We start from the raw sequence: 23,697 nt of genomic DNA, 5'->3' as shown, positions 1-23,697 counted from the left end.
TGCGCGGTGAAGGGTTCTCACCGGGAGAGAGCGGGGCCGGGCGCGACTATGACGCGGGTTTCGTCACTCCATGCAGTGGATCGGGTCACGCGGTGAACGGCGGTGTGCGCCGGGGCGCGTGCGTCAGCTGTCGAAGCCGAGGCCGAAGCGGTCCAGGGTCCGCAGCCACAGGTTGCGGTGTCCGCCGCGGCGGTCGGCGCGGGCCAGCGACCACTTCGTGAGGGTGATCCCGGTCCAGGCGAAGGGCTCGGGCGGGAACGGCATCGGCTTGGACTTCACCATCTCCAGCCGGGTGCGCTCGGTGTCGAGGCCGTCGAGCAGGTCCAGCATCACGTCGGCGCCGAACCGGGTGGCGCCCACCCCGAGCCCGGTGTAGCCCGCCGCGTAGGCCACCTTCCCGGAGTGCGCCGTGCCGAAGAAGGCGGAGAAGCGCGAGCAGGTGTCGATGGCGCCGCCCCAGGCGTGGCTGAACTTCAGCCCCTCCAGCTGCGGGAAGGCGGTGAAGAAGTGCTCCGCGAGCTTGAGGTACGTCTCGGGGCGGTGGTCGTACTCGGAGTCGAGCTTCCCCCGGTAGGGGTAGATCGCGTCGTAGCCGCCCCACAGGATCCGGTGGTCCTTGGTGATCCGGAAGTAGTGGAACTGGTTGGCGCTGTCGCCGAGCCCCTGCCGGTTCTTCCAGCCGATCGCGGCGAGCTGGGCCTCGTCCAGCGGCTCGCTCATCAGCGCGTAGTCGTAGACCGGAACCGTGAAGGGACGGATCCGCCTGACCAGCGAGGGGAAGATGTTGGTGCCCAGGGCGACCCGGCGGGCGAGGATCGCGCCGTAGGGGGTCTGGACGGCCATTCCGGTGCCGACCGCGGACATCTTCAGGCCGCGGGTGTTCTCGTAGATCCGCACCCCCAGATCGAGGCAGGCCTGCTTGAGGCCCCAGGCCAGCTTCGCCGGATTGAGCATGGCGACGCCGTCGCGGTCCCAGAGGCCCGCGAGGAAGGTCGGCGAGCCGACCTCGGCGCGCACCGCGTCGGCGTCCAGCCATTCGGAGCCGCCGGCCAGGCCGAGGCGCTGCGCCTCCTCGTGGAGTTCGCGCAGCTCCTCCACCTGGTGGGGTTCGGTGGCGACGTCGATCTCGCCGGTCCGCTCGAAGTCGCAGTCGATGCCGTAGCGGGCGACGGCCTCCTCGATGGCGTCGAGGTTGCGGGCGCCGAGTTCCTCCAGCCGGGCGAGCTCGTCCGGCCAGCGGGCCAGCCCGTTGGCGAGCCCGTGGGTGAGGGAGGCGGCGCAGAAACCGCCGTTGCGCCCGGAGGCGGCCCAGCCCGCCTCCTTGCTCTCGATGAGTACGACGTCCCGCCCGGGGTCGCGCTCCTTGGCGAGCAGCGCGGTCCACAGCCCGCTGTAGCCGCCGCCGACGACCAGCAGGTCGCAGCGCTCGTCCGAGGTCAGCGCCGGCTGCGGCGCGGGCTTGCCGGGGTCGTCCAGCCAGTACGAGACCGGCTTCGCTTCGGAAAGGGATTTCGCAACACTACGCATGGCGACTGGGGCCATGTCTTCCAACTCCCTACAGGGCTCTACTTCGGTTGTGCCTTCTTGCGGCGGTTGCCGACCATCTGGCCGACGAGGACCACCAGCACCGCGATGACGAACATCGCCGTGCCGATGACGTTGATCTGCACAGGCGTACCGCGCTGGGCCGATCCCCACACGAACATGGGGAAGGTGACGGTGTTGCCCGAGTTGAAGTTGGTGATGATGAAGTCGTCGAACGAGAGCGCGAAGGAGAGCAGCGCACCTGCCGCGATGCCGGGGGCCGCGATCGGCAGGGTGACCCGTACGAAGGTCTGCACCGGCCCCGCGTAGAGGTCCCGGGCGGCCTCCTCCAGCCGCGGGTCCATGGACAGGACGCGCGCCTTGACGGCGGCGACGACGAAGCTGAGGCAGAACATGATGTGGGCGATCAGGATCGTCCAGAAGCCCAGCTGGATGCCCATGTTCAGGAAGAGCGCGAGCAGCGAGGCCGCCATCACGATCTCCGGCATGGCCATGGGCAGGAAGATCAGCGAGTTGACCGCGCTGCGTCCCCGGAATCGGTAGCGGACCATCGCGAAGGCTATGGCGGTGCCCAGGGCGGTCGCGGCCAGGGTGGACCACAGCGCGATCTGGAGCGACAGCGAGAGCGAGCCGCACATGTCGGCGACCCCGCAGGGGTCCTTCCACGCGTCGAGCGAGAACTCCTGCCAGGCGTAGTTGAACCGCCCGGTGGGGTTGTTGAAGGAGAAGACGGTGACGACGACGTTCGGCAGGATCATGTACGCGAGCGTGCCGAGGCCCGCGATGACGACCAGATTGCGTCGGAGCCAGGTGAGAGGAGTGCGCATCAGACCAGGTCCTCCGTCCCCGCTCGGCGGATGTAGATGGTGACCATGATCAGCACGATGGCCATGAGGATGAAGGACAGCGCGGCCGCCGTCGGGTAGTCGAGGATCCGCAGGTACTGCGACTGGATGACGTTGCCGATCATCCGGGTGTCCGTGGAGCCGAGCAGTTCGGCGTTGACGTAGTCGCCGCTCGCCGGGATGAAGGTGAGCAGGGTCCCGGAGACCACGCCCGGCATGGAGAGCGGGAAGGTCACCTTCCGGAAGACCGTGGCCGGGTGGGCGTACAGGTCCCCGGCCGCCTCGTGGAGGCGGGTGTCGATGCGCTCCAGCGAGGAGTACAGCGGCAGGATCATGAAGGGGAGGAAGTTGTACGTCAGACCGCAGACGACCGCGAGCGGGGTGGCCAGCACCCGGTCCCCCTCGGTCATGCCGAGCCAGCTGGTGACGTCGAGGAAGCCGACGGTGTTGAGCACCTCGACCACCGGGCCGCCGTCGGCCAGGATCGTCTTCCAGGCCAGCGTGCGGATCAGGAAGCTGGTGAAGAAGGGGGCGATCACCAGGACCAGCAGGAGGTTGCGCCAGCGGCCCGCCTTGAAGGCGATCAGGTAGGCCAGCGGGTACCCGAGCAGCAGGCACAGCGCCGTCGCGGTGCCGGCGTACAGCAGGGAGCGCAGGAACTGCGGGTAGTACTCGGTGAGCGCGTCCCAGTACGTCTGGAAGTGCCAGGTGACCTGGAAGCCCTCTTCGAGGGAGCCGGTCTGCACCGAGGTGGAGGCCTGGTAGATCATCGGCAGCACGAAGAAGACCAGCAGCCACAGAATGCCCGGGAGCAGCAGCCAGTACGGGATCAGCCGCTTGCGCACGGACGGCTTGTGCACCGGGGGTTCGGCGGAGGCGGGTGCCTGCGGCGGCGCCGTCTCCACGGCGGGGCCGGTCATGCGCTCTCCTCGACGGTCTCGATGCCCGCGTCGATGTCCTGTGCGGCGTCGAGCCCGAAGGTGTGCTCCGGGTTCCAGTGCAGGATCACCTCGGCGCCCGGGACCAGGCGGGCGTCCCGCTCGATGTTCTGGGCGTACACCTCCAGCTCGGGGCAGACCTGGCTGTCGATCACGTACTGGGTGGAGACGCCGATGAAGGAGGAGTTCGCTATTCGGCCCGGGACCTTGTTGCGGCCGGCCGCGATGGTGTGCTCCTCGTCGGCGTGGACCAGGGAGATCTTCTCCGGGCGCACGCCGACCAGCAGCTTTCCGCCGGAGCGGGGCGTGGTCGAACATCGGGCCGCGGGCAGCCGGAGGGTGGTGCCGGAGGCGGAGACGACGACGTCGGAGCCGGCGGACTCCACGTTCGCCTCGATGAGGTTCGAGGTGCCGAGGAAGTTGGCGACGAAGGTGGTGCCCGGGTTCTCGTACAGCTCGGCGGGGGCGCCCAGCTGCTCGACGCGGCCGCCGTTCATCACGGCGACCGTGTCGGCCATGGTCATGGCCTCCTCCTGGTCGTGCGTGACGTGCACGAAGGTGATGCCGACCTCGGTCTGGATCCGCTTGAGCTCCAGCTGCATCTGGCGGCGCAGCTTGAGGTCGAGGGCGCCGAGCGGCTCGTCGAGGAGCAGCACCTGCGGGTGGTTGATCAGGGCGCGGGCGACGGCGACGCGCTGCTGCTGGCCGCCGGAGAGCTGGTGCGGCTTGCGCTGGGCGAACTGGCCGAGCTGGACGAGCTCCAGCATCTCGTCGACCTGCTTCTTGACCGACTTGATGCCGCGGCGGCGGAGCCCGAAGGCGATGTTCTCGTAGATGTTCAGGTGCGGGAACAGTGCGTAGCTCTGGAAGACCGTGTTGACCGGGCGCTTGTACGGCGGCAGGTGGGTGACCTCCCGGTCACCGAGGTGGACCGTGCCGGTGGAGGGCTCCTCCAGGCCGGCGATCATGCGCAGGGTGGTGGTCTTCCCGCAGCCCGAGGCGCCGAGCAGGGCGAAGAAGGAGCCCTGGGGGATGGTGAGATCCAGCGGGTGCACGGCGGTGAAGGTGCCGTAGTGCTTGCTGATCCCGGAGAGGCGGACGTCGCCGCCCGCGGTCTTGTCAGTCATGAAGGGGTCCCGGGGGTGGGTGGGCGGAGCGGGCAAGGGAGGGTTCGCGGCGGGCGCGTACGGCTACGCGCCGATGAGCTTGGCGAACTTCTCTTCGTACGCGGTCTCTTCCTCGCTGGAGAGCGAGCGGAAGGCGTGGGCCTTGGCGGCCATCGCCTTGTCCGGGACGATCAGGGGGTTCTCCGCGAGCTCGGGATCGATCTTGGCCAGCTCGTCCTTGACGCCTTCGACCGGGCAGACGTAGCTGATGAAGGCGGCCAGCTGGGCGGCGATCGGGGGCTCGTAGTAGTAGTCGATGAGCTTCTCCGCGTTGGCCTTGTGCCGGGCCTTGGCGGGGACCAGGAGGTTGTCGCTGGAGGTGATGTATCCCGGGGCCGGGATGGCGTACTTGATGTCCGGGTTGCCGGCCTGCAGCTGGATGATGTCGCCGGCCCAGGCGAGACAGGCGGCGAGGTCGCCCTTGTCCAGGTCCGCCGTGTAGTCGTTGCCGGTGAAGCGGCGGATCTGGTTGGTGTCCACGCCCTTCTGGAGCCGGCCTATCGCCCCGTCGAAGTCCGCGGTGGTGAAGTTGGCCGGGTCCTTGCCCTGGTCGAGCAGGGTCATGCCGACGCTGTCGCGCATCTCGGTGAGGAAGCCGACGCGGCCCTTGAGGGTGGGGTCGTCGAGCATCTGGGTGACCGAGTCGACCTTCTTGCCGCCCGTCGCCTTCTCGTTGTAGGCGATGACGGTGTCGATGCCGGTCCACGGGTAGCTGTACGCCCGTCCCGGGTCCCAGTCCGGGGTGCGGAACTGCGGGATCAGGTTGGCGTAGGCGTGCGGGAGGTGCGCGGGGTCCAGCCGCTGCGCCCATCCGAGCCGGATGATGCGGGCGGCGAGCCAGTCGGTGACGACGATCAGGTCGCGGCCGGTGTCCTGGCCGGCCGCGAGCTGCGGCCTGACCTTGCCGAAGAACTCGACGTTGTCGTTGATGTCCTCGGTGTACTTGACCTTGATGCCGGTCCGCTTGGTGAACTCCTCCAGGGTCGGACGGCTCTTCTCGTCCTCGCTGGTGTCCATGTACTCGGTCCAGTTGGAGAAGTTGATCTCCTTCTCCTCGGCCGAGTGGTCGTCGGAGGCCGCCGCCGTGCCGCCCTCGCGCTTGGCGGGCGGGATGCCGCACCCGGCGAGGGCGGCCAGGCCGCCCAAGGTGAGCGCTCCGACTCCGGAGGCGCGCAGCAGCGAGCGGCGGGTGAGGGCCCCGCGCCCACTGGTGAGGCTGCGCCGCATCGCGGCGAGTTGCGCCGCCGAGAGGCGGTCGGGCTCGAACTGCTCCATGCGCTGTGCCCTTTCGGGAGAAGTACCGCTGGTCGGGCGGTGGTCGCTTATCGGTCCCCGAAGATCGTGCGGTGCCAGTCCTTCGCGGCCACCGCCGTGTTGTCGTACATCACGTGCTTGACCTGCGTGTACTCCTCGAAGGAGTAGGCCGACATGTCCTTTCCGAAGCCGCTGGCCTTGTAGCCCCCGTGGGGCATCTCGCTGATGATCGGGATGTGGTCGTTGACCCAGACGCAGCCCGCCTGGATCTCACGGGTGGCGCGGTTCGCCCGGTAGAGGTCGCGGCTCCAGGCCGAGGCCGCGAGCCCGTACGGGGTGTCGTTGGCCAGCGCGATGCCCTCGTCGTCGGTGTCGAAGGGCAGGACCACGAGGACCGGGCCGAAGATCTCGGACTGGACCACCTCGCTGTCCTGGGCGGCGCCGGAGATGAGGGTGGGCCGGTAGTACGCGCCGTCCGCCAGCTCGCCCGCCGGGATCTCGCCGCCGGTGACGACGGTGGCGTAGGCGCGGGCCCGCTCGACGAAACCGGCGACCCGGTCGCGCTGGGCGTGCGAGACCAGCGGGCCGAGGTCGGTGGTGGGCGCGAAGGGGTCGCCGAGGCGCACGGTCTCCATCAGCTCGGCCACCCGGGCGACGAAGGCGTCGTGGAGGGGGCGCTGCACGTAGGCGCGGGTGGCGGCGGTGCAGTCCTGGCCGGTGTTGATGAGGGAGGCGGCGACGGCGCCGTGCGCGGCGGCCTCCAGGTCGGCGTCGTCGAAGACGAGGAAGGGGGCCTTGCCGCCGAGCTCCAGGTGGAGGCGCTTGACGGTGGCGGTGGCGATCTCCGCGACGCGCTTGCCGACGGCGGTGGAGCCGGTGAAGGAGGTCATCACCACGTCGGGGTGGCCGACCAGGTGCTCGCCGGCCACGCGGCCGGCGCCGGTGACGATGTTGATCACGCCGTCGGGCAGGCCCGCCTCCTTGGCCGCCTGCCCGAACATCAGGGAGGTCAGCGGGGTGAGCTCGGCGGGCTTGAGGACGATCGTGTTGCCCGCGGCGATCGCCGGGAGGATCTTCCAGGCGGCCATCTGGAGCGGATAGTTCCAGGGCGCGATGGAGCCGACGACCCCGATGGCCTCGCGGCGCACGTAGGAGGTGTGGTCGCCGGAGTACTCGCCGGCGGCCTGCCCCTGCAGGTGGCGGGCGGCTCCCGCGAAGAAGGCGGTGTTGTCGATGGTCCCCGGCACATCGAACTCCGTGGACAGCTTGATCGGCTTGCCGCACTGCAGGGACTCGGCGTACGCGAAGTCCTCCGCCTGCTCGGCCAGCACGGCGGCCAGCCGGTGCAGGGCGTCCGAACGCTCGCCGGGGGTGGCGCCGGACCAGCCCGGGAAGGCACGCTTGGCAGCGGCGACCGCCTCGTCGACGTCCGCGGTACTCGCCAGTTCGTAGGTGAGGACCTCGTCGCCGGTCGCCGGATCGACCACCGTGTGTGACTGTCCGGAGGTGCCGGGCCTGAGCTGCCCGCCGATGTACTGCGCGCCGTCTGCGAAGCGGTCCTTGACCTGGAAGCGGTTGCCCATCACGCTCTCACGCTCTCCGTAGCTACAGTTCGAGCTACAGCTCGAATTGAGTGCCGATCCTGACAGAGGTGGTGCCCTCGGCCAAGTGATTCCGTTGTTGCCTTTTGATTACGCGACGGAATCGGTCGACCATGTGTCGAGGCACACCGGAAATCCCGTACGAAGTGTCAGTGGCGAGTGCCAGACTCGCGTGCATGGAGATGATCGAGGACCTGATCAAGCAGGTCAGCCGCGGTGAACGGGTGAAGTACCTGCCGTTCTGGGGGCACCGGCCGCTGCCCGACGGGCGGCTCGGCCCGAGCTGCCTGAGCCAGTGGTGGCCGTCGGCTTTCACTGTCGGTGACGTCCGGTATGCCACGGCCGAGCACTGGATGATGGCCGGCAAGGCCAGGCTGTTCAAGGACGCCGAGGGTGAGCGCGCCGCGCTGGACGCGAAGAGCCCGGCGGCCGCGAAGAAGGCCGGACGGCTCGTGCGCGGCTTCGACAACGCGATATGGGAGCGGGAGCGCTTCGCCCTGGTCGTGGAGGGCAGCGTGCACAAGTTCGGCTCCGACCCGGCGCTGCGCTCGTATCTGCTGGGTACCGGGAACCGGGTGCTGGTGGAGGCGAGCCCGATGGACCGGATCTGGGGCATCGGGCTCGCGGCCGACGACGAACGCGCCCTCGACCCGGCCCGCTGGCGCGGGCTGAACCTGCTGGGCTTCGCCCTCATGGAGGCCCGGCAGCGGCTGCGCGAGGACGGCGCGTGACGGAGCGGCGCCGGGTCGCCGCGGTCATCGTCCGCGACGGCTGCGTCCTGATGGTGCGCGAGCGCGGCAGGGGGGCCACGGGCCGGCACGACGGGCCGGAGTACTGGACCCTGCCCGGCGGCGGTCTGGAGGAGGGCGAGGAGCCCGAGGAGGGGGTCCGGCGGGAGGTGGCCGAGGAGACCGGCCTGCGCGCCCTGGGCGTGCGGTACGCCTACGACGCGCCCTACCCCTCGGGCTGGACCTCCTGCTTCCGCGTGGACGTGGCGCCCGGGGAGCCGGTCCTGGGCGTCGACCCGGACCTGGAGTGCGACTGCCCCCGGATGGTCGGACTCATCTGGGTCCCGCTCTCGCGCGGCACGGACGGCGAGTCGGTCATGGTGCCCACCCTGCTCAGTAATTGCGTGGTGGATCCCGGCCCCGCCGCCTAACGTGTTCCTCGTCCAGGTGCGAAGGCGAGACCTACTTCGACTCATAATCGGGCGGCCGCGGGTTCGAGTCCCGTCACCGGCTTCGGGCCGGTGTAGCTCAGCTGGCAGAGCACCTTGTGGTTTCGCCGGCCTTGTTCTCTGGACACCTACGTCACGCACCTCCCGGTGCGCGGGCAGCGGCTCCTTCTTTTGCAGAGAAACCCAGGCCGCCGCCACCTTGATCTCGGGAGGCGCGCGTGAGGGATGCCCGGTGCGCAGGCGACGGTTACTTCTGGGGACCCGGAGGTCGTGGGTTCGAATCCCGCCCGGCTCGTCACCCGCAGGGGAACGGACCGGTGGAGCAGTCAGGCAGCTCGCCGGGCATAAAGTCCGCCGCCGACTTCTGATCTCGGGCATCCCTCACGCAACGCCTCCCCGCTTCCATCGAATTCGGGGGGATTCTCATGGCTCGCTTCAACCTGCGCGCGTCCAAGTCGGCGCCCGCCGCGCCCACTTCGCCGGTGCGTTCGACCGGCCGCGCCCGCACCGCCCAGGGCGGCCCCGGCCACCTGCGCGATCCGCGCTCCGAGCTGTTCCTGCTCGCCGTCGCCAACTTCGTGACGCAGCGCACCGCGTACGAGAGCGGCGAGGCCCGGGACGACCGCTTCGCCGCGCTCGTGCGCACCCTCGCCGTCGAGGACCCCGCATGGACGGCCGGCCTGCTGGGCTGGCTCCGCGGGGACGCGAACATGCGCACCGCCTCGCTCGTCGGCGCCGCCGAGTACGTCAAGGCGCGGCTCGACGCGGGCGCCACCGACGGGCCTTCGAACCGGCAGGTCGTGGACTCCGTACTGCGGCGCGCGGACGAGCCCGGTGAGCTGCTGGGCTACTGGACGGCCACGTACGGGCGGGGCGTGCCCAAGCCCGTCAAGCGCGGCATCGCCGACGCCGTACGGCGGCTCTACTCGGGGACCTCGCTGCTGAAGTACGACACCGACTCCAGGGCCTACCGCTTCGGTGACGTCCTCAACCTCATGCACGCCTCCCCCGACCCGGCCAAGCCCTGGCAGGGCGAGCTGTTCCGCTACGCCCTCGACCGCCGCCACAACCCGGACGACGCGCAGGTCCCGGCCGGCAACCGCACCCTCGCCGCCCACCGGGCGCTGATGGAGCTGCCGGTCTCCGAGCGGCGTGCCGTGGTCCTCGCCCCCGACGGCGCGGAGCGCCTCGCGGCGGCGGGCATGACCTGGGAGGCGCTGGCCGGCTGGCTGCAGGGCCCGATGGACGCGGCCGCCTGGGAGGCGGTCATCCCCTCCATGGGTGCGATGGCGCTGCTGCGCAACCTGCGCAACTTCGACCAGGCCGGGGTCTCGGACGCGGTGGCCGCGCAGGTCGCGGCGAGGATCTCCGACCCGGAGGTCGTCGCCCGGTCCCGGCAGTTCCCCTTCCGCTACCTGGCCGCCTACCAGCACGCCCCCTCGCTGCGCTGGGCGTACCCGCTGGAGCAGGCGCTCCGCCACTCGCTCGCCAACGTACCGGCGCTGCCGGGCCGGACGCTGGTGCTCGTCGACCGGTCCGGGTCGATGTGGTCCCCGCTGTCGGACCGTTCGAAGCTCAACCGGGCGGATGCGGCGGCCGTGTTCGGGTCGGCGGTGGCGCTGCGGGCCGAGCAGGCCGACCTGGTGCAGTTCGGCTCGACCAGCAAGGCGGTCCCGTACGCGCGGGGCGAGTCGGTGCTGAAGCTGCTGGAGCGCTTCGAGGACCTCGGCGGCACCTACACGGCCCAGGCCGTGAAGCAGCACTACCGGGACCACGACCGGGTGCTGATCGTCACCGACGAGCAGGCCGGCTCCTACGGCTACGGCGGCGATCCGACGGTGGAGGTGCCGGCCGTGGTTCCGGTCTACACCTGGAACCTGGCGGGCTACCGGGTCGGGCACGCGCCCTCCGGCGGCGGGAACCGGCACACCTTCGGCGGGCTCACCGACGGGGCCTTCCGGATGGTGTCCCTGATCGAGGACGGCCGGAACGCGGACTGGCCCTGGGCCTCCTGAGGCGGTCCGGGGCCCGGGGTCCCCGGGCCCCGGGTCGTCCGGGCTCCGGTGACCTGGGTCAGACCTTCTCGTGGACCTGGGAGTTGTCGTAGGGGCTGTCGTACGACGGAGACTCGTCGAGCGGCCCCAGGTCCATGAAACTGGCGAACACGGCCGCGAGCATCAGCCCGCCCAGCACGATGCCGATGACGCCCAGGATGATGCCCGCGAGCGCCACCCCGCCGTTGTCGGCCTCGCCGCGGTTCGCCTTGCCCTTGCCCAGGGCGCCGAAGACGACCGCCCCGATCCCGAGCGCCACGCCTATGAAGCTCAGGAAGCAGCCGACGACCGAGATGATGCCGAGGACGAGCGCGGTGATGCCGAAGCCGTTGCTCGGCTGCGCCCCGTACGGGGCGTACGGCGCGTACGAGCCGTGGCCCGGGTATCCCTGCGGGCCCGGGTATCCCTGATATCCGGCGGGGCCGGGGTAGCCCGCATCGCCCGGGTACCCGTAGCCGGGCTGGACCGGGTATCCGTACGCCGCGGACGCGGGTCCGGCCGGCGGCGCGGCCTGGGCGGGCGTCGGTATCGGTGCGGTCGGGGGCAGCTGGTCTCCCGGCATCCCCGCGAGCGTCGGCTGGTCGTGCACGGACGGCGGGCCCGACACGCCCGGCGTGCCGTGCGCGTCAGGCGTGCCCTGCGACTTGCCCAGATCCACCGCGGGCTGCTCCGGCGGCGCCCACGGGTCTCGCGGCTCGGGACTGCTGTCGGTCATACGGCGCCCCCCTCTCGTACGGCCATGCTAAGCGCTGCCACCGACAGTCACGGGCCTGCCTACGATGAATCCCGACCTGCCCGCACCCGCGTCCTCCCGGAGGCAACCCCATGACCGACCTGCACCCCTTCATCGCGGGGCTGCCCAAGGCCGAACTCCACGTCCACCACGTCGGCTCGGCATCCCCGCGCATCGTGGCCGAGCTCGCGTCCCGGCACCCCGACTCCAAGGTCCCCACCGACCCCGAGGCCCTCGCCGACTACTTCACCTTCACCGACTTCGCCCACTTCATCGAGGTCTACCTGTCGGTCGTCGACCTCGTCCGCACCCCGGACGACGTGCGCACCCTCACCTTCGAAGTCGCCCGCGACATGGCCCGGCAGAACATCCGCTACGCCGAGCTGACCATCACCCCGTACTCCTCCACCCGCCGCGGCATCGACGAGCGGGCCTTCATGGAGGCCATCGAGGACGCCCGCAAGGCGGCGGAGGCCGAACTCGGCGTCATCCTGCGCTGGTGCTTCGACATCCCCGGCGAGGCCGGCCTCGAAGCCGCCGCCGAGACCGCGCGGCTCGCCGTCGACCTGCGTCCCGAGGGCCTGGTCTCCTTCGGTCTGGGCGGGCCCGAGATCGGCGTCCCGCGCCCGCAGTTCAAGCCGTACTTCGACGCGGCCCGCGCCGCCGGCCTGCACAGCGTGCCGCACGCCGGCGAGACCACCGGCCCGGAGACCGTCTGGGACGCCATCCGCGAACTGGGCGCCGAGCGCATCGGCCACGGCACCAGCTCCACGCAGGACCCGGAGCTCCTCGCGTACCTCGCCGAGCACCGCATCGCGCTGGAGGTCTGCCCGACCTCCAACATCGCCACCCGCGCGGTCACCGACCTCGACCGGCACCCCGTCAAGGAGATGGTCGCGGCGGGCGTGCTCGTCACCATCAACAGCGACGACCCGCCGATGTTCGGCTCCGACCTCAACAACGAGTACGCGGTGGCCGCCCGCCTCCTCGACCTCGACGAGCGCGGGCTCGCGCAGCTCGCCAAGAACGCCGTCGAGGCCTCGTTCCTGGACCCGGCCGGCAAGGCGAAGATCGCCGCGGAGATCGACGCGTACACCGCCGAATGGCTGGCGCGCTGACGCCCAATTGACCTCCGCGGCGCGGAGAATGGGGCCATGCCTACCCTGACTGCCGTCGGCCACCGCGGCGATCCCTACCGTGTCCGCGAGAACACCCTGCCCTCGATCCGCTCCGCCTTCGCCCGCGGGGCGGACGCGGTCGAGATCGACGTGCGGCTGACCCGCGACGGGGTGCCGGTCCTGCTCCACGACGAGACGCTCCTGCGGCTGTGGGGCCATGACGTACGCCTCGAAGACGTCACGGCCCCGCAGCTCAAGGAGCTGACGGACGGCGGCGTTCCCACACTGCGCGACGCCCTGATGGCCGCCGGGGCGGGACGGCTGATGCTCGATCTCCCGGGCGCCACCCCCGAGGCGGTACGCACCGTGGTGGGCCTGGTCCGCGAGTGCGGGGCGCGCGAGCGCACGTACTACTGCGCGGGCCCGAACTCGATGCTGGCGGTCCGCGCGGCCGATCCGGGCGCGGAGATCGCCCTGACCTGGACCACCCTGTCGCCGCCGCGGCGGGTGCTGATCGACGCCGTGGCCCCGCGCTGGCTCAACTACCGCTTCGGGCTGGTGAGCCGGGAGCTGACGGACGCGCTCCACCGCGACGGCCTGCTGGTCTCGGCCTGGACCGCGGACACCAGGCGGACGATGAAGTCGCTCGTCAGGGCGGGGGTCGACGCGGTCACCACGAACCGGGTGGACGTTCTGGCGCGCGTACGGGCCGAGTTCGGACGGTGATACGCGCGCTGGGCCGGCGGGTCCGGCGGCTGCGCGGAGCCCGTCCGTGGGTCGTGGACCTGGGCCTGACCGTGCTGGTGCAGCTGGCCGTCACGATGCCGTTCGTGCTGCCGCGGGAGCCCGGGCTACCGCCGACGACCTGGGCCTCGTACGCGGTCACCACGCTGGGGGTGGTGCCGCTGGTGTGGCGGCGACGCCGGCCCGTGCTCGTCCTGGTGGCGATCCTGCTGATCGGCGGCGTCTACAAGGTGACGATGGACGGGCCCGGCCAGCCGCTTCCGTACGCCGGACTGATGGCCTTCTTCACGGTCGCCCTGCACTGTCCCGGCCGGGTGCGGGCGGCGGTCGGGGCGGGCTCGGTGGTGGCCGTCGCCGCGTCCGTGGAGCTGGAGACGGGCTCGGCCAGGGAGCTGTCCTTCACCCTGTTCTGCGCGGGCGCCGCCTACGCCCTGGGCCGGCTCCAGTACACCCGGCAGGCCTATACCGCGGCCGTGGAGGACCGGGCGGCGCAGCTGGAGCGGGCGAACCGGATCGAGGCGGAGCAGGCCGTGGCCCGGGAGCGGGCCCGGATCGCGCGCGAGATGCACGACATCCTCTCGCACGCCGTCAGCATCATGATCGTGCAGGCGGAGGCCGGGCCGGTGGCGGTGCGGCGGGCGCCGGAGCGGGCCGAGGCGGCCTTCGAGGCGATCTCGGAGACGGGCCGGGACGCCATGGCGCAGCTGCGCACGATGCTGGGGGTGCTCCGCGAGGCGGACGGCCCGGCTCCGCGCGAGCCGCAGCCGGGAGTGGCGTCGCTCCCCGCGCTGCTGGACCGGGTGCGCCGGGGCGGGCCGGAGATCGCGTACGAGGCGACGGGCGAGGTCCGGGGGCTGCCGCCGGCCCTGGACACGGCTGTGTACCGGATCGTGCAGGAGGCGCTGACGAACGTGGTGAAGCACGCGGGGGCCCGGCGGGTGAGCGTACGGCTGCACCGCGGGGCGCGGGAGCTGGCGATCACGGTGGCGGACGACGGGCGGGGACCGGCGGGCGCCGGCAGCGGAAGCGGAAGCGGCGGGCACGGATTGATCGGGATCAGGGAGCGGGCGGCGGCCCACGGAGGCACGGCGGAGTGCGGGCCGCGCCGCGACGGCTCCGGGTTCGAGGTGCGGGCCGTCCTTGTAACCTCGCCGCTGGAGGTGGGGAATTGACGATCCGTGTGGTGGTGGCCGATGACCAGGAGCTGGTGCGCAGCGGGTTCGCGATGATCCTGGACGCCCAGGAGGGCATCGAGGTCGTGGCGGAGGTGGGGGACGGCGCGGCGGCGGTGGAGGCGGTGGCCCGGCTCGCGCCGGACGTGGCGCTGCTGGACATCCGGATGCCGGTGCTGGACGGGATCGAGGCCTGCCGGGCGATCTCGGCGCGGAGCGCGTGCCGGACGGTGATGCTGACGACGTTCGATTCGGACGAGTACGTGTACGAGGCGCTGCACGCGGGGGCGAGCGGGTTCCTGCTGAAGGACGTGCGGCGGGACGATCTGGTGCACGCGGTACGGGTGGTGGCGGAGGGCGAGTCCTTGCTGGCGCCTTCGGTGGCGCGACGGCTGATCGAGGAGTACACGGCGGCGACGGCCCGGCCTTCCCTTTCGGCAGACCGGCTGGAGGTGCTGACGGCGCGCGAACGGGAGACGCTGCTGCACCTGGGTCGGGGCCTGTCGAACGCGGAGATCGCGGCGTCGCTGGTGGTGAGCGAGCACACGGTGAAGTCGCACGTGGGGAACGTGCTGGCGAAGCTGGGGCTGCGGGACCGGATCCAGGCGGTGATCTGCGCGTACGAGACGGGCCTGATCGCGGCGGGTACTCCCTCTGGGGAGTGAGGGGACGGCGTGTCGCCTCCCCCGCGCCGGGTAGTTGTCGTACCGGTGAAGACCCCTCTTGATGGTGATCCGCAACTACCCCTCCGACCTGGAGCATTGAGGTCATCGGGGCAGACGGTCCCGATGACCTCACAGGGGGAGCACACCACCATGAACGCCCGTACGCGCACGCTGATCGCAGCCGCTCTGGTCCTGGGGATCGCGTCCGGTCCGGCCGTCGCCCACGCCGCGCCGGCCCCGGATCCTGCCCCGCTCTCCTCCACGAGGACGGCGCCGGTGATCTCGACGCCGCCCGACGCGGCAGCGCTGGAGAAGGCGATCGCCGGTCTCGGCCCGGAGCACAGGGACGCGACCGCCGCGCTGGTCCGCGTGGGCGGCAAGAGCGGGGCCTGGCAGGGCAGTTCCGGTGTCGCCGATGTCCGTACGGGGCGCGAGGCGCTGGAGCAGGGCCGGTTCCGGGCCGGGTCGGTGACCAAGACGTTCACCTCGGCGGTGGTGCTCCAGCTGGCCGCCGAGGGCTCGGTGGACCTGGACCGTCCGGTGCAGGAGTACCTGCCGGGTCTGCTGCCGGAGACGTTCAAGCCGATCAGTGTCCGGCAGTTGCTCAACTACACGAGCGGCATCCGGCCGGCCGACGGCCCGGGCGATTCCTTCTCGGAGGCGTACGCCCACCGGTTCGACGTGGACGATCCGCACGCCCTGATCGCCAATGCGGTGGCGAAGGGGCCGGAGTTCGATCCCGGGACCAGGCAGCACTACCTCAACATCGACTACACGATCCTGGGCGTGCTGATCGAGAAGGTGACGGGCACCTCGTACGAGAGGGCTCTGACCACCCGGATTATCAAGCCCCTCGGCCTGCGTCACACCTCGCTGCCGAGTCCTGCGCAGACGCGCATACCAGGTCCGCACAACCGCGGCTACCAGGCAGTGCCGCAGGCCGGCGGCGGCCGCACGCTGGTCGATGTGACCGAGTGGGGTTCTTCCCGGGAGTGGGCCGCCGGGGACCTCATATCGACCACGGCGGACCTGGAGCGCTTCACCACGGCCCTGTTCGCCGGGCGGATCGTGCCGAAGGCCCAGCTGGAGGAGATGTTCACGGTGCCGGCGGTGGCGGACTTCACCACCGGGGCCCCTGCCGAGATGACGGCCGGGATGAAGAAGTTCGTCCTGCCCGACGGCACGGTGGTCTGGGGCAAGACGGGCGGCCGGTACGGCTACAACACCGCGATCGGCGGCACCCGCGATCTGTCCCGCACCCTCGTGTATTCGGTGAACTCCACCGACGCCAAGGGCCAGGACATGAACAAGGTGGCATTCAACATCGTCATGGCGGCCTTCGCGCGGTAGGAGCCCGACTACGCGGGCATCGCCTCCAGTCGCTTGATCATGCGGCGGAGCACCAGCAGGGGGATGACCCCGAAGACGCCGAACGACATGTCGATGACGCTCCACCAGATGGGGATGCCCCGGATCGGGCCGCAGATCAGGGCCAGGGGTATCACTCCGGCGCAGGCGATCATGCCGGCCTCGACGATCCAGATGTTGCGGACCGGGTCGCGGTGGACGCCGTAGAAGAAGACGGCGATGACGAGGTGGGCGAAGGCGAGCCAGTCGGTCCCGTAGAGGAGGAAGGGGTAGTCGGCATCGGCCCGGTCCAGTCCGTCGCCCACCCGCCGCACCCAGTCGTTGTCCACGAGGGAGTTGAGCCAGTGGAGTTCGGTGACCAGGGGGAAGGCGGTGAGGCCGCTGAGCACCAGGCAGATGAGGAACAGGGTCAACCAGGCACGGATCCGCCGCTGAAGGGCGCTTCTCTCGCTCATGGGAGTAAGCCTACGAGCGCTTCTGAACGCGTTCAGCCAAATAGATGAACGTGTTCAATTCTGTGGCCGGACCGTGATCATAGTCCGACGATCGCGTTCCAGCGCTTGGCGAGGGAGCGGCGCTCGGCCGAGGAGATGTCCCGGGACACCACGAGCCGCTTGCGCATCTCGTCGTCCGGGAAGATCAACGGGTTCTCGGCCAGTTCGGCGGTCTCCTTGTCGTCGGAGCCGGCCAGGACCTCCCGGGCGGCCGGGACCGGGCAGACGTAGTTGACGGAGGCGGCCAGCGACGCGGCCACCGCCGGGTCGTAGTAGTAGTCGATGAGCGCCTCGGCATTGGCCTTGTGGCGGGCGAGGTTGGGGACGAGCAGGCTCTCCGCCCAGAGTTCGGCCCCTTCCTCGGGGACCACGAACTCGATGTCCGGGTTGTCGGCCTGCAGCTGGATGGCGTCACCGGAGTAGGCCTGGCAGGCGAGGACATCGCCCTTGCTCAGATCGGAGGTGTAGTCGTTGCCGGTGAAGCGGCGGATGTGCTTCTTCTTCACCATGCTCTCCACCTGGTCGCACATCCGGTGGAAGTCGGACTCGGTCCAGCGGGTGACGTCCACGCCGTTGCCCTGCATCAGCAGGGAGAAGGACTCGTCGAGGCCGGAGAAGAGGGTGACCCGGCCCGCCAGGTCCGGGTGCCACAGGTCCTTGACCGACTTGATCTCCCGGCCCAGGGCCTTGCGGTTGTAGGCGATGCCGGTGATCCCCGACTGCCACGGAACGGTGTGCAGCCGCCCCTCGTCGAAGGCGGGGGACCGCAGTTGCGGGTCGAGGTGCATGGCCACGTTGGGCTGCGCCGAGCGGTCCAGCTTCTGGGCCCAGCCCAGGTGGACGAAGCGGGCGGCCATCCAGTCGCTGACCACGACCAGGTCGTGGCCGGTCTCCTGGCGGTTCATCAGGGCCGGGCTGACCTTGCCGAAGAACTCGTCGTTGTCGTTGATCTCCTCGGTGTACCGGACCTCGATGCCGGTCTGCTCCGAGAAGGCCTCAAGCGTCGGCCGGCGCTCCTCGTCCTCCTCGTCGGTGTCGATGTAGAGCGGCCAGTTGGAGAAGGCGACGCTCCGGTCCCGCTCGGACCGGTCCGGGCCCGTACGCCGTTCTTCGGGAACGTAGGCGGCGGGCACACCGCAGCCGACGAGGGCGGCCGACAGGCCCGCGGCACCGAGGCCGTACAACGCAGCACGGCGGGAGAAGGCGAGTTCAGGCATGGGCACAGCCTCGGGGAACGCGGAAGGGCGGGCAATAGACATGTTGTCTACTGCCCGCCCCGTCAACGCTGTGCTGTGATCGATGCGACCGGTCAGCCGTCGAGCGAGGTCATCACGTGCTTGATGCGCGTGTAGTCCTCGAAGCCGTAGGCGGAGAGGTCCTTGCCGTAGCCGGACTTCTTGAAGCCGCCGTGCGGCATCTCGGCGACGAGCGGGATGTGGGTGTTGATCCACACGCAGCCGAAGTCGAGGTTCTTGGACATCCGCATCGCGCGGCCGTGGTCCTTGGTCCACACGGAGGAGGCGAGGGCGAACTCGACGCCGTTCGCGTACTCCAGGGCCTGGGCCTCGTCCGTGAAGGACTGGACGGTGATGACGGGGCCGAAGACCTCGTTCTGGATGATCTCGTCGTCCTGCTTGAGGCCGGAGACCACGGTCGGGGCGTAGAAGAAGCCCTTCTCGCCGACCTGGTGGCCGCCCGCCTCGACCTTGGCGTGGGCGGGGAGGCGCTCGATGAAGCCCGCGACCTGCTTGAGCTGGTTCGGGTTGTTCAGCGGGCCGTACAGCACGTCCTCGTCGTCCGGCTGGCCGGTCTTCGTGTCGGCGGCGGCCTTGGCGAGCGCGGCCACGAACTCGTCGTGGATGGACTCGTGCACGAGCACGCGGGTGGCGGCGGTGCAGTCCTGGCCGGCGTTGAAGTAACCGGCGACCGCGATGTCCTCGACGGCCTTGGGGATGTCGGCGTCCTGGAAGACCACGACCGGGGCCTTGCCGCCGAGCTCCAGGTGGACGCGCTTGACGTCCTTGGAGGCGCTCTCGGCGACCTGCATGCCCGCGCGCACCGAGCCGGTGATGGAGGCCATCGCCGGGGTGGAGTGCTCGACCATGGCCTTGCCGGTCTCGCGGTCGCCGCAGACGACGTTGAAGACGCCCTTGGGCAGGACCGAGTCGATGATCTCCGCCATCAGGACGGTGGAGGCCGGGGTGGTGTCCGACGGCTTGAGCACGACGGTGTTGCCCGCCGCGATGGCCGGGGCGAACTTCCACACGGCCATCATCATCGGGTAGTTCCACGGCGCGACCTGGGCGCAGACGCCGACCGGCTCACGGCGGATGATCGAGGTCATCCCCTCCATGTACTCGCCGGCCGAGCGGCCCTCGAGCAGACGGGCGGCGCCCGCGAAGAAGCGGATCTGGTCCACCATCGGCGGCAGCTCCTCGCTGGCCGTGAGGCCCAGCGGCTTGCCGGTGTTCTCCGACTCCGCGGCGACGAGCTCGTCCGCGCGCGCCTCGAAGGCGTCCGCGATCTTCAGCAGCGCCTTCTGGCGCTCGGCGGGGGTGGTGTCGCGCCAGCCCGGGAAGGCCGCAGCGGCGGCGGCCATGGCGGCGTCGACATCGGCCTGGCCCGAGAGCGGGGCCGTGGCGTACACCTCGCCGGTGGCCGGGTTGACCACCTCGGTGGTCCGCCCGTCGGCGGCGTCCTTGAACTCCCCGCCGATGTAGTTGCGCAGACGACGCAGTTCGGTGGTCACTACAGCCACACTCCTGATCACATGTCCAACGATTGAGACGATTACCAAGCCTAGCCCCTTGGCAGAGGCTTTCGACAGACCCGAAGGCCACCAACTACGAAATCGGTGAGATCCGAGTGCCCAAACAACGGATTTCATTGATTCCGTCTTGCGGAACAGACGACCCTCGTGCACAGTGAGGTCGTGGTCAGTCGAAGCGCAGATTCCAGGAACAGACAACCGTCCCCTTCGGTCGATGCTGTGTCCCTGGCGATCATCGAGCAACTGCAGGAGGACGGCCGCCGTCCCTACGCATCGATCGGCAAGGCCGTCGGCCTCTCCGAAGCGGCAGTGCGCCAACGTGTGCAGAAGCTGCTCGACCAGGGCGTCATGCAGATCGTCGCCGTCACCGACCCGCTCACCGTGGGCCTGCGACGCCAGGCCATGGTCGGCATCAACGTCGAGGGCGACCTCGACCCGGTGGCCGATGCACTGACTGCCATGGCCGAGTGCGAGTACGTGGTGATGACCGCAGGGTCGTTCGACCTGATGGTGGAGATCGTCTGCGAGGACGACGACCACCTGCTCGAAACGATCAACAAGAAGATCCGCACGCTCCCCGGCGTGCGATCAACCGAAAGCTTCGTTTACCTGAAGCTGAAGAAGCAGACCTACATGTGGGGAACCCGATAACCGTGAGCCAGGACCTCTCCAAGACCGCGTACGACCACCTGTGGATGCACTTCACCCGCATGTCGTCCTACGAGAACTCCCCCGTCCCCACCATCGTCCGGGGCGAGGGCACCTACATCTGGGACGACAAGGGCAAGCGCTATCTCGACGGTCTCGCCGGACTGTTCGTGGTCAACGCCGGTCACGGCCGCAAGGAACTGGCCGAGGTCGCCTACAAGCAGGCGCAGGAACTCGCGTTCTTCCCCATCTGGTCGTACGCGCACCCCAAGGCCGTGGAGCTCGCCGAGCGCCTCGCGCACTACGCCCCGGGCGACCTGAACAAGGTCTTCTTCACCACCGGTGGCGGCGAGGCCGTCGAGACCGCCTGGAAGCTCGCCAAGCAGTACTTCAAGCTGCAGGGCAAGCACACCAAGTACAAGGTCATCTCGCGTGCGGTCGCCTACCACGGCACCCCGCAGGGCGCCCTGTCCATCACGGGCCTGCCGGCCCTGAAGGCCCCCTTCGAGCCGCTGGTCCCCGGCGCGCACAAGGTGCCGAACACCAACATCTACCGCGCCCCGATCTTCGGCGACGACCCCGAGGCCTACGGCCGCTGGTGCGCCGACCAGATCGAGCAGGAGATCCTCTTCGAGGGCGCCGACACCGTCGCCGCCGTCTTCCTGGAGCCGGTGCAGAACGCCGGTGGCTGCTTCCCGCCGCCGCCCGGGTACTTCCAGCGGGTCCGCGAGATCTGCGACGAGTACGACGTCCTGCTCGTCTCCGACGAGACGATCTGCGCGTTCGGCCGCCTCGGCACGATGTTCGCCTGCGACAAGTTCGACTACGTGCCGGACATGATCACTTGCGCCAAGGGCATGACCTCGGGCTACTCCCCGATCGGCGCCTGCATCATCTCCGACCGCCTCGCGGAGCCCTTCTACAAGGGCGACAACACCTTCCTGCACGGCTACACCTTCGGCGGCCACCCGGTCTCCTCGGCGGTCGCGCTGGCCAACCTCGACATCTTCGACAAGGAAGGCCTCAACCAGCACGTGCTGGACAACGAGGACGCCTTCTTCTCAACGCTGAAGAAGCTGCACGACCTGCCGATCGTCGGCGACGTCCGCGGCAACGGCTACTTCTACGGCATCGAGCTCGTCAAGGACAAGGTCACCAAGGAGTCCTTCACGGACGAGGAGACGGAGCGCGTGCTCTACGGCTTCCTCTCCAAGGCGCTCTTCGAGAACGGCCTGTACTGCCGGGCCGACGACCGCGGTGACCCGGTCATCCAGCTGGCGCCGCCGCTGATCGCGGACCAGGGCACCTTCGACGAGATCGAAGGCATCCTGCGCTCGGTGCTCACCGAGGCCTGGACGAAGCTGTAAGCAGGCCCACCGGACCGGCCGGGACGTAAATCGTCCGAGGCTGCCATAGTCCGATCACATGGCCCGGATCCTCCGTTCGAGTGAGAACGCGGGGGTCCGGGCCGTGTGCTGTCACCATCCAAGAGGTTCATCTCTTTACATCTCATTGCGGTGCCAGTGACCGAACCGGCTCCGCTTCGTTCCCCCGGACGGAGGTGTACGCCATGGTGGCTCCACCGGACAATGCCCCGCCTGACAATGACGTCCTGTGGGCCCGGTCCCTGCAGTACTCGCACGACGGATCCCCCGCTCTCGTCGGGGTCTCCGTGGGAGTCCGCCAGGGCGAGATCCTGGCCCTGACCGGTCCCCGCGGCAGCGGCAAGACCACCCTGCTCCGCTGCCTGTCCGGGCAGCTGCGACCCCAGGAGGGCGAGGTCTGGTTCAACAGCGTCCCCGTGCACACCATGGGCGCGCTGGCCCGCGAACGGCTTCGCCGCGACCGGTTCGGCTGGATCGGCCCGGAGCCGCAGCTGCTGCCCGAACTGAAGGTCTGGGAGAACGCCGCCCTGCCGCTGCTCCTCGCCGGAGCCCCCCACCGCGCCGCCAAGAACGCCGCCTGCGAATGGCTGGACCGCCTCGACATCGGCGGCTTCGCGCGCAAGCGCCCCGGCGCCCTGACCCGTGCCGAATCCCAGCGGGTCGCGCTGGCCCGGGCCCTGGTCAACGAGCCCGCGGTGATCTTCGCCGACGATCCCACGGCCCCCCTGCACCGGGCCGAGCGGGCCCTGCTGCTCCGGACGCTCACCACCGCGGCCCGGTCCCACGAGATCACCGTGCTCCTGGCCACCCACGACGAGGCCACCGCGGCCGTCGCGGACCGCCGCCTGGCGCTGCTCGACGGCCGGCTCGCGGGGACCGCGGCCGCCGCCTCCCCCCTCCCCGACACCCCGGAGGGCCAGGCCGCGTGCTCGCTCTCCGCCTAGCCCGCGGTTCCCGGCCGCTCGTCCAGCTGCGGCGGCTCCTCGTCGCCGCCGCCTCGGCCGGGACCGGGTTCCTGCTGCTCTCCGTACTCGCCGGGGCGGTGGCCAAGCCTGCCGGATCGTTCCCTCGCCTGCTGTGGGCCCTGATCCCGCTGGCCGTCACCGTCCACTTCGCCGTGGCCGTGGCCCGGGCCGACCCCGCGAACCGGCCCCGCGAGGGAATGGACGCCGCCGGGCTGGGACCCGTACGGCTCGCCCTGGTCGCCGCGATCTCCACCGCCGTCGCCTGCACCCTGGGCAGCGCCCTGGCCCTGGCCGCATTCCTCCACCTGCGCGGGGACCTGGCCGGGCTGCCGTTCGACGGAGCCGGGGCCGCGCTGCTCCACGCCGACCAGCCGCTGCCCGTGGCGGCCGCCCTCACCCTGCTGGCCCTGGTCCCGCTGACCGCCTCGGCCGCCACCGCCCTCGCCCTGCGCCCGCACCGGCCGCTGGCCCCGCAGACCGGCCTGCCCTGGGGGATCGCGCTGACCGCCTGCGGGCTCGCCGCCGAGGCCTACGCGGGCCGGAGCGGCCCCGGAATGCTCGCCGGCTGGGCGCTGACCGCGATCGGCCTCGCCCTCGCCGGGCCGGGTCTCGCCTACGCTGCCGGGAGCCTGGTCCAGGCCGTGCGCCCGGGCGCGCTGCGCCTGCTGGCCGGGCGGGTCCTCCAGGAGGACGCACCCCGGATCGGCCCGCCGCTCGGGGTGCTGTGCTCGGTCGGCGTCGGCGCCCTCACCGCCCTGGCCCTGCGCGACGGGGGCGGGCCGCTCGTCCCGCTGGGCCCGCTGACCGGTCCGGCCGCCGCGCTCGTGGCGGTGTGCGCGGCCGCGACCCTTCTCACATCCGCGGTGGAGGCCCGGCGCAGCCGGAGCGCCGCGCGCGAGGCCCTGCTCGACCTGGGCGCTCCCGCCAAGGTCCTGCGTACGGCGGCGAGTCTGCGGGCCGGAGCGCTCGTGGCGGTGTGCGTTCCGCTCAGCTGGGGTGTGGCGCAGCTGACGTCGCTGGCACTGACCCGCTGACGCGGGCAGCCCTTAGGGTGG

Annotated in this window: 22 protein-coding genes; 12 read left to right on the top strand and 10 right to left on the bottom strand. The window is 70.5% G+C overall.

The features are described 5' to 3' along the window. Positions 1-123: 123 nt before the first annotated feature. The 6 genes from OG472_RS31175 to OG472_RS31150 form a co-directional block, all read right to left on the bottom strand. Entirely contained in the window at positions 124-1,542 is a 1,419-nt protein-coding gene (locus OG472_RS31175; protein WP_405832181.1) for an NAD(P)/FAD-dependent oxidoreductase, read from the bottom strand. Between the two features lie 23 nt (positions 1,543-1,565). Beyond that, positions 1,566-2,372, bottom strand: coding sequence for an ABC transporter permease (locus OG472_RS31170; RefSeq protein ID WP_327416703.1), 807 nt, complete (start codon positions 2,370-2,372; stop codon positions 1,566-1,568). Beyond that, a complete protein-coding gene (locus tag OG472_RS31165) occupies positions 2,372-3,310 on the bottom strand; it encodes an ABC transporter permease (protein WP_401613188.1) in 939 nt (312 codons plus the stop codon). Before OG472_RS31165 ends, OG472_RS31170 begins: the two co-directional genes overlap by 1 nt. Beyond that, the gene (locus OG472_RS31160; RefSeq protein WP_405832178.1) at positions 3,307-4,455 is read right to left on the bottom strand and encodes an ABC transporter ATP-binding protein; all 1,149 of its coding nucleotides are present in this window, start codon (positions 4,453-4,455) and stop codon (positions 3,307-3,309) included. Before OG472_RS31160 ends, OG472_RS31165 begins: the two co-directional genes overlap by 4 nt. Positions 4,456-4,518: 63 nt before the next feature. Further along, the gene (locus OG472_RS31155) at positions 4,519-5,769 is read right to left on the bottom strand and encodes a spermidine/putrescine ABC transporter substrate-binding protein (RefSeq protein WP_401613190.1); all 1,251 of its coding nucleotides are present in this window, start codon (positions 5,767-5,769) and stop codon (positions 4,519-4,521) included. Between the two features lie 47 nt (positions 5,770-5,816). Beyond that, positions 5,817-7,331, bottom strand: a complete 1,515-nt coding sequence (locus OG472_RS31150) for a gamma-aminobutyraldehyde dehydrogenase (RefSeq protein WP_405943222.1) — start codon at positions 7,329-7,331, stop codon at positions 5,817-5,819. Positions 7,332-7,525: 194 nt separating this feature from the next. Between OG472_RS31150 and OG472_RS31145 the strand changes: the two genes are divergently transcribed. The 3 genes from OG472_RS31145 (at position 7,526) to OG472_RS31135 (ending at position 10,541) form a co-directional block, all read left to right on the top strand. Then, positions 7,526-8,080 carry an NADAR family protein gene (locus tag OG472_RS31145; protein WP_405942288.1) on the top strand — a complete coding sequence of 185 codons (555 nt, stop codon included), beginning with the start codon at positions 7,526-7,528 and terminating at the stop codon, positions 8,078-8,080. Then, a complete protein-coding gene (locus tag OG472_RS31140; RefSeq protein ID WP_401613194.1) occupies positions 8,077-8,508 on the top strand; it encodes an NUDIX domain-containing protein in 432 nt (143 codons plus the stop codon). The genes OG472_RS31145 and OG472_RS31140 overlap by 4 nt, the downstream gene beginning before the upstream one ends. Positions 8,509-8,951: 443 nt before the next feature. After that, positions 8,952-10,541, top strand: a complete 1,590-nt coding sequence (locus tag OG472_RS31135; protein ID WP_405942287.1) for a TROVE domain-containing protein — start codon at positions 8,952-8,954, stop codon at positions 10,539-10,541. Positions 10,542-10,599: 58 nt separating this feature from the next. Here OG472_RS31135 and OG472_RS31130 read toward each other — a convergent pair whose 3' ends face one another. Continuing rightward, complete coding sequence (locus tag OG472_RS31130; protein ID WP_405942286.1) at positions 10,600-11,295, bottom strand: DUF4190 domain-containing protein; 696 nt, start codon at positions 11,293-11,295, stop codon at positions 10,600-10,602. Positions 11,296-11,405: 110 nt separating this feature from the next. Here OG472_RS31130 and OG472_RS31125 point away from each other — a divergent pair, with 110 nt between their 5' ends. The 5 genes from OG472_RS31125 to OG472_RS31105 all read left to right on the top strand — a co-directional run bounded on the left by OG472_RS31125 (position 11,406) and on the right by OG472_RS31105 (position 16,362). Beyond that, entirely contained in the window at positions 11,406-12,431 is a 1,026-nt protein-coding gene (locus OG472_RS31125) for an adenosine deaminase (protein ID WP_319724548.1), read from the top strand. A gap of 36 nt (positions 12,432-12,467) precedes the next feature. Continuing rightward, positions 12,468-13,157 carry a glycerophosphodiester phosphodiesterase gene (locus OG472_RS31120; protein WP_405832171.1) on the top strand — a complete coding sequence of 230 codons (690 nt, stop codon included), beginning with the start codon at positions 12,468-12,470 and terminating at the stop codon, positions 13,155-13,157. Then, the gene (locus OG472_RS31115) at positions 13,154-14,347 is read left to right on the top strand and encodes a sensor histidine kinase (RefSeq protein WP_405942285.1); all 1,194 of its coding nucleotides are present in this window, start codon (positions 13,154-13,156) and stop codon (positions 14,345-14,347) included. Before OG472_RS31120 ends, OG472_RS31115 begins: the two co-directional genes overlap by 4 nt. After that, complete coding sequence (locus OG472_RS31110; RefSeq protein ID WP_401613204.1) at positions 14,344-15,012, top strand: response regulator; 669 nt, start codon at positions 14,344-14,346, stop codon at positions 15,010-15,012. Before OG472_RS31115 ends, OG472_RS31110 begins: the two co-directional genes overlap by 4 nt. 150 nt (positions 15,013-15,162) lie before the next feature. Next, entirely contained in the window at positions 15,163-16,362 is a 1,200-nt protein-coding gene (locus OG472_RS31105; protein WP_405943221.1) for a serine hydrolase domain-containing protein, read from the top strand. 8 nt (positions 16,363-16,370) lie between these two features. Here OG472_RS31105 and OG472_RS31100 read toward each other — a convergent pair whose 3' ends face one another. The 3 genes from OG472_RS31100 to OG472_RS31090 form a co-directional block, all read right to left on the bottom strand. Then, positions 16,371-16,835 carry a hypothetical protein gene (locus OG472_RS31100; RefSeq protein WP_351292910.1) on the bottom strand — a complete coding sequence of 155 codons (465 nt, stop codon included), beginning with the start codon at positions 16,833-16,835 and terminating at the stop codon, positions 16,371-16,373. A 77-nt stretch (positions 16,836-16,912) separates the two neighbouring features. Further along, positions 16,913-18,091, bottom strand: coding sequence for a PotD/PotF family extracellular solute-binding protein (locus OG472_RS31095; RefSeq protein ID WP_405942284.1), 1,179 nt, complete (start codon positions 18,089-18,091; stop codon positions 16,913-16,915). Between the two features lie 92 nt (positions 18,092-18,183). Beyond that, the gene (locus OG472_RS31090; RefSeq protein ID WP_401613208.1) at positions 18,184-19,623 is read right to left on the bottom strand and encodes a gamma-aminobutyraldehyde dehydrogenase; all 1,440 of its coding nucleotides are present in this window, start codon (positions 19,621-19,623) and stop codon (positions 18,184-18,186) included. A 168-nt stretch (positions 19,624-19,791) separates the two neighbouring features. Between OG472_RS31090 and OG472_RS31085 the strand changes: the two genes are divergently transcribed. The 4 genes from OG472_RS31085 (at position 19,792) to OG472_RS31070 (ending at position 23,676) form a co-directional block, all read left to right on the top strand. After that, complete coding sequence (locus tag OG472_RS31085) at positions 19,792-20,295, top strand: Lrp/AsnC family transcriptional regulator (RefSeq protein WP_007266859.1); 504 nt, start codon at positions 19,792-19,794, stop codon at positions 20,293-20,295. Next, entirely contained in the window at positions 20,280-21,659 is a 1,380-nt protein-coding gene (locus tag OG472_RS31080) for an aspartate aminotransferase family protein (RefSeq protein WP_382538091.1), read from the top strand. The genes OG472_RS31085 and OG472_RS31080 overlap by 16 nt, the downstream gene beginning before the upstream one ends. 203 nt (positions 21,660-21,862) lie before the next feature. Continuing rightward, positions 21,863-22,621, top strand: coding sequence for an ABC transporter ATP-binding protein (locus OG472_RS31075; RefSeq protein ID WP_405832162.1), 759 nt, complete (start codon positions 21,863-21,865; stop codon positions 22,619-22,621). Next, complete coding sequence (locus tag OG472_RS31070) at positions 22,603-23,676, top strand: hypothetical protein (protein WP_405832161.1); 1,074 nt, start codon at positions 22,603-22,605, stop codon at positions 23,674-23,676. The genes OG472_RS31075 and OG472_RS31070 overlap by 19 nt, the downstream gene beginning before the upstream one ends. The last annotated feature ends 21 nt before the right edge of the window (positions 23,677-23,697 follow it).

The sequence above is a fragment of the Streptomyces sp. NBC_00207 genome, from assembly GCF_045160965.1.
Taxonomy (GTDB): domain Bacteria; phylum Actinomycetota; class Actinomycetes; order Streptomycetales; family Streptomycetaceae; genus Streptomyces.
Note: the sequence above shows the minus strand (reverse complement) of the source record. Positions and strands in the feature narration are given on the sequence as shown.

Coding starts and splice junctions, on each gene's coding strand:
- OG472_RS31145 (WP_405942288.1), top strand. CDS start 7,526: ATGGAGATGATCGAGGACCTGATCAAGCAGGTCAGCCGCGGTGAACGG.
- OG472_RS31165 (WP_401613188.1), bottom strand. CDS start 3,310: ATGACCGGCCCCGCCGTGGAGACGGCGCCGCCGCAGGCACCCGCCTCC.
- OG472_RS31160 (WP_405832178.1), bottom strand. CDS start 4,455: ATGACTGACAAGACCGCGGGCGGCGACGTCCGCCTCTCCGGGATCAGC.
- OG472_RS31120 (WP_405832171.1), top strand. CDS start 12,468: ATGCCTACCCTGACTGCCGTCGGCCACCGCGGCGATCCCTACCGTGTC.
- OG472_RS31130 (WP_405942286.1), bottom strand. CDS start 11,295: ATGACCGACAGCAGTCCCGAGCCGCGAGACCCGTGGGCGCCGCCGGAG.
- OG472_RS31170 (WP_327416703.1), bottom strand. CDS start 2,372: ATGCGCACTCCTCTCACCTGGCTCCGACGCAATCTGGTCGTCATCGCG.
- OG472_RS31075 (WP_405832162.1), top strand. CDS start 21,863: ATGGTGGCTCCACCGGACAATGCCCCGCCTGACAATGACGTCCTGTGG.
- OG472_RS31105 (WP_405943221.1), top strand. CDS start 15,163: ATGAACGCCCGTACGCGCACGCTGATCGCAGCCGCTCTGGTCCTGGGG.
- OG472_RS31155 (WP_401613190.1), bottom strand. CDS start 5,769: ATGGAGCAGTTCGAGCCCGACCGCCTCTCGGCGGCGCAACTCGCCGCG.
- OG472_RS31150 (WP_405943222.1), bottom strand. CDS start 7,331: ATGGGCAACCGCTTCCAGGTCAAGGACCGCTTCGCAGACGGCGCGCAG.
- OG472_RS31175 (WP_405832181.1), bottom strand. CDS start 1,542: ATGGCCCCAGTCGCCATGCGTAGTGTTGCGAAATCCCTTTCCGAAGCG.
- OG472_RS31095 (WP_405942284.1), bottom strand. CDS start 18,091: ATGCCTGAACTCGCCTTCTCCCGCCGTGCTGCGTTGTACGGCCTCGGT.
- OG472_RS31135 (WP_405942287.1), top strand. CDS start 8,952: ATGGCTCGCTTCAACCTGCGCGCGTCCAAGTCGGCGCCCGCCGCGCCC.
- OG472_RS31100 (WP_351292910.1), bottom strand. CDS start 16,835: ATGAGCGAGAGAAGCGCCCTTCAGCGGCGGATCCGTGCCTGGTTGACC.
- OG472_RS31125 (WP_319724548.1), top strand. CDS start 11,406: ATGACCGACCTGCACCCCTTCATCGCGGGGCTGCCCAAGGCCGAACTC.